Annotated in this window: 4 protein-coding genes; 3 read left to right on the top strand and 1 reads right to left on the bottom strand. The window is 70.7% G+C overall.

What is annotated here, in order from left to right:
• Window positions 1–45 precede the first annotated feature (45 nt).
• A complete protein-coding gene (locus tag ACFXMF_RS46665) occupies window positions 46–852 on the bottom strand; it encodes an acetoacetate decarboxylase family protein (RefSeq protein WP_360319540.1) in 807 nt (268 codons plus the stop codon).
• Window positions 853–1123: 271 nt separating this feature from the next.
• Here ACFXMF_RS46665 and ACFXMF_RS46660 point away from each other — a divergent pair, with 271 nt between their 5' ends.
• The 3 genes from ACFXMF_RS46660 to ACFXMF_RS46650 all read left to right on the top strand — a co-directional run bounded on the left by ACFXMF_RS46660 (window position 1124) and on the right by ACFXMF_RS46650 (window position 4570).
• Entirely contained in the window at window positions 1124–2482 is a 1359-nt protein-coding gene (locus tag ACFXMF_RS46660; protein ID WP_360319538.1) for a glutamine synthetase family protein, read from the top strand.
• Between the two features lie 94 nt (window positions 2483–2576).
• A complete protein-coding gene (locus ACFXMF_RS46655) occupies window positions 2577–3824 on the top strand; it encodes a cytochrome P450 (protein WP_379992586.1) in 1248 nt (415 codons plus the stop codon).
• A gap of 83 nt (window positions 3825–3907) precedes the next feature.
• Window positions 3908–4570, top strand: a complete 663-nt coding sequence (locus ACFXMF_RS46650) for a hypothetical protein (RefSeq protein WP_379992585.1) — start codon at window positions 3908–3910, stop codon at window positions 4568–4570.
• Window positions 4571–5064: the final 494 nt, after the last annotated feature.

Here is a 5064-nt window from a genome sequence, read left to right as displayed (position 1 = left end):
CAGGGGCCCCATCACCGTCGGGTGATGGGGCCCTCGCGCGAGGGTCTACGCAGCGCCCGAACCGCCGCGTGCCAGCAGCGTGCCGCCGTTCCAGACCACGCCGACCTGCCGGTAGTACGCGCCGATGATCTCGTCCACCTCCAGCCGGGCCAGTTCCTCGGTGGGCGCCTCGAACAGGGTCAGCTCCGCGTCGCCGACCCAGGCCCCGCCGCCCTCGGCGGACTCGGCGCCGGTGGCCACCAGTTCGTCCAGGGCCGGGCCCCGGCCGGGTTCGATCGAGGGCAGCCAGCGGTGGTGGGCCATCGGATGCCCGTTGACGAAACCGTTGGTCGGCGACGGTTCGCGCAGCGTCACCACGGCCTCGGCCAACCTGCGGTCGGCGGCGGCCAGGGTCGCGCCGAACCGGGCGCCCGCCTCGATCCGCGGCGCCGGGCCGAAGGGGTGCGGCCGGGTCTGATGGATCGAGCCGAGCTTCTTCGGATACCCCTGGTGCAGGCCACGCGCGATGGCGAAGTCCTTGTCCACCCAGATGTACACGCAGCGCGAGTAGGTCACCCCCGCGTACCGGCAGCGCACCACCGCGAAGCACTCCTTGTACTGCGCGCGCACCGGGTCGAGCAGTTCCGCCCGATCGGACGAACAGGACTGCCAGTCGGCCCAGATCAGCGCGACCGCGCCCGGGTCCTCGTCGGCGAGCTCCAACTGCGGGGGCAACAGTTCGGCGACCCGCGCGGGATCGGTGCGGTACTCGATGGTGAGCAGGTCACCCGAGTACGACCACGGCGGAGCGGGGATCAGCGACGACCGGCCCGTGCCGGTCTTGGGGTGGAAGAAACCGTGTACGCCGGTCATGGCGCCTCCCTCGGGGCACGGTGCGGCTCGACGCGGGTCGAGACCGATAGATCGTTTGGGTCCGTACGATATGCCTCCCGCAGTCCGTTGTCACGCCCCGGACGCCGTCTTCGCCACCACACCCGACACTCGCACCCACCCACCGGATCGAGCCCCGTAAAGCCTCGGCCAACCCCTTGTGCGAGGCCGGCCGCGTCCATATGGTTTGGGCTCAAACGAATCGGCCGTCCTGCCGGCGCCCGTGCCGTGCCGTGGTGTGCGAGGAGAATCCGTGAATGCATCCGAAGTGGACCGGGCCCACCACGTCGTCGCCGACCTGAAGGCGCGGGGCATCGACGTGGTCCGGATCGCCTACCCGGACCTGATCGGCACCGATCGCGGACGCGACGTGCTGGTGGACCACCTGCCCTCGGTCTGCGCACACGGTCTGGCGTTCTGCCGGGCGGTCTTCCACACCACCCCGCGCGGCGAGACCGTCCCGGTGGCCGGCGGCATGGACGTCGGACTGCCGGACATCTGCGTATACCCCGACCTGGACACCCTCGTCGCCATCCCGTGGGAGCCCGGCGTCGCGTGGTGTCTGGGCGAGACCGTGGACCCGGCCACCGGACGCCCCGCCCCGGAGGCACCGCGCTCGCTGCTGCGCGACGTGCTGGCCCGGATGGCCGCCGAGGTGGGCCTGCGACCGGTGGTCGGACCGGAGTTGGAGTACTTCCTGTGCGAGCCGGACCCGCAACGCCCGGGCGGTTGGCGGCGCTACGGCGACGCACCGGGCAACGTCTACGTGGCCGGGCGCCGCGGTGACCCGGACGCGCACCTGCTGCGCACCCTGCGTCATCTCGGCCCGCTGGGCATCGGCGTGACCACCGGCAACCACGAGTACTGCTCCGGCCAGTTCGAGATCAACCTCGACCACTCCGACGCGCTGGACGCCGCCGACCGGGCCTTCCGCTTCAAGGCTTCGATCAAGGAACTCGCGCGGCTGGAGGGCCGGTTGGCCACCTTCATGGCCAAACCCTTCAACGACGAGGGCGGTTCCGGCTTCCATCTGCACCTGAGCTGCCTGGACGCGGACGGCGGCAACGCCTTCGACGACCCGACCGGCCCGCACGGCCTGTCCCCTGCCGCACATCACGCGATCGCCGGCGTCCTGGCGCACGCCCCCGCACTGGCCGCGCTGTCGAACCCGACGGTCAACTCGTACAAACGATTCGGCCCGGACACGCTGGCGCCCTGGCTGATCGACTGGGGCCTGGACAACCGCAGCGCGATGGTCCGCATCCCGCCCGAGCGCGGCGCCGGCGCGCGGCTGGAGATCCGGCTCGGTGACGCGAGCGCCAATCCGTATCTGGCCGTCGCCGGCGTGCTCGCCGCGGTGCACCTGGGGCTGCGCGACAAGGCGAACCCACCGCCCCCGCTGGAGGGTTACGGCTACGACACGGCCAAGGCGCGGATCCTGCCCGCGACGCTGACCGAGGCGCTGGACGCGTTCGAGGCCGACGAGGAACTCACCGCGCTGCTCGGCGCCCGGTTCACCGACGCGTTCATCACCTACAAGCGCGACGAGGTCGCCCGCTTCCACCGGCACGTCACCGACTGGGAGTTCACCGAGTACGCCTACCACCTGTGAGCGCACTCGCGCCGGCCCGTCCGGGCACCCTGCCGATCCCCCGCGAGGAGTCTTCGTGAGCCGCACCACCACCGCCTCCACGATCCCCGAGCCGATGCCGCTCGACGAGGTCGACCTCGCCGACAACGACCGCTTCCTGGACGGCGAGACACCCTGGCGGATGTTCCACACGCTGCGCCGCGAGGACCCCGTGCACTGGCAGCCCGAGGCGGCCCCCAACAGCGGCTTCTGGGCGCTGACCCGGCACGCGGACATCGTCGCGGTCGATCGCGACCCACAGACCTTCACCTCCTCGCGGTTCACCAACCTGGAGGAGGTCGACGACTCGCAGATCGCCATCCGCCGCTCGCTCCTGGAGACCGACGGGCTGCGGCACACCGCGCTGCGCAAGCTGCTCCAAAAGCAGTTCACCCCGCGCGCGATCGCCGACTACGGCACGTTCCTGCGCGGGCTGACCGCGAAGACCCTGGACCACGCACTCGCCAAGGGCACCTTCGACTTCGTGCACGAGGTCAGCGCCGACTTCCCGATCAACGTGCTGGCCAAGATGCTCGACGTGCCCGGCGAGGACACCGGCAAACTGATCGACTGGGGCAACCGGATCATCGGCAACACCGACCCGGACTACGCCGACGTGCTCCTGGAGAGCGAGGAGAGCGAGCGCTACCGCGAGTTGCCGTTCCGCAGTCCCGCCTCGCTGGAGGTCTTCGAGTACGGACGGGAGTTGGCCGCCCGGCGGCGCGGCGGCGCCGGCACCGACCTGGTCAGCCGACTGGTCAACCAGACGCCCTCGGACGGCGTCCCGCTGTCGCAACACGACTTCGACAACTACTTCCTGCTGCTGGTGGTGGCAGGCAACGAGACCACCCGGCACGCCATTTCGCACTCGATGCTGGCGCTGCTGCGCGACCCGGAGCAGTTGGCGCGGTTGCGCGACGACCTCGCGCTGATGCCGGGCGCGGTCGAGGAGTTCCTGCGCTGGGCCTCTCCCGTCTACCACTTCCGCCGCACCGCGACCCGCGACACCGAGTTGGCCGGCCGGTCGATCCGCGAGGGCGACAAGGTGGTGTTGTGGTTCGCCTCGGGCAATCGGGACGAGGCCGTGTTCGAGAACCCGTACGACTTCGACGTCACCCGGCGCGGCGTGGACCACGTGACCTTCGGCAAGGGCGGCCCGCACTTCTGCCTCGGCAACGCACTGGCCCGCCTGGAGATGCGGATCATGTTCGAGGAACTCCTGCCCCGGATCGCCGACATCCGGCTCGCGGGCGAGGTCCGCCGGGTCCGCTCCAACTTCGTCAACGGCATCAAGGAACTCCCGGTGACGGTGACCCTGGCCTGACGCCGGCCCGCTGCCGGCCCGATCCGGTCGCCCGGCCGGCGACCACCCCGGCCCGGTCCGACCCGTCGGTTAGGGTGCGCCGCATGAATGCTCGTGTGATCGCCGCCGGGTTCGGGTTGGCCGGGATGTTGTTACTCGTCGGGTGCGGAAGCACCGAGGGCCGGCCGGGTCGGGCGGTGGGCTCGGGCGGCCTCTACTCCCCGGGCGCCTCCCCGCCGGCCACCGGTCGGTCCGAGGCCCCCCTGCCGACCGGCCCCACACCCCCGCCGGGCGTCGAACCCCGGTTCCGGTATGTCACCACCGTGCCCGGCTACGAACTCGCGGCGCAGTCGGTCGCGGTGTACGGGGACACCGGCTTCCAGTCGGTCTACGTCTCGGCGCAGGGCCGGCGGATCCACCTTGCCGCGGACACGGGCGGGCCGAGCACCGCGGCCTGCCCGTCGACGCCGCCGGCGAGCGGGACCTGTGCGGCCGACGGCGACACGTGGTACCGCAGCACATCGGCCGAACACACCTACGCGCGGGCCGGGGACGGCCTGGTCGTGTGGGTGTGGGCCGATCCGAAAGAGGTCGATCGGGCCACCCTGCGTGCGGCGATGTCGGCCGCGCAGCCGGCGACCGCCCCCGGGGCCGGCACCACCACGCCCCGCCCGGAGCCGACCACCGCGAGCACCCCGATCGAGCGCGGCGATCTGCCCCCGGTCGGGGACGGCGCGCCGATGAACCACCCGCCCGTCGGCGGATGAGATCGAACCCGGCGGATTACCCGCATGAATGGCCCGGGAATATAGCGCCGCCGACAATTGCCGTGCGGAATTTCCCCGATACAGTAGATGCCAACGAAATCGGTTAACCGGTATTTACCGGTCGGCCCCGACGTGTCGCAGACGACCCCCTCGTGAACACGCCGGGCAGATCGACCCCTGCTCGGCATCTATGCAGCGTAGGAGCCTGATCGCGGCTTCCACAGGGAGATTTCCAGCCGGCCCGGATGGCCGGTAATCGTTCTTGATCGGCCGCCTGTCGAACGCTTAGCGTCCTCCCCGAGATCAAACAGATCTCCAGGATTCGCAGCACCCAACAAAGCGCTGCGATCGATATCGAGGGAGTTGTCATGAACGACAAGATTCTGCTCGAAGAAACCACCGAAACCCGCGACTTCGCCGACCTGGACCTCGACGTCCGCATCGCGGAAGGCGAGGTCGGCGCGGCCGACTTCAACGCGGCCGCCCCCTACACC

The sequence above is a fragment of the Embleya sp. NPDC059213 genome (assembly GCF_042754445.1).
In the GTDB taxonomy this organism is placed as follows: domain Bacteria; phylum Actinomycetota; class Actinomycetes; order Streptomycetales; family Streptomycetaceae; genus Embleya.
Note: the sequence above shows the minus strand (reverse complement) of the source record. Positions and strands in the feature narration are given on the sequence as shown.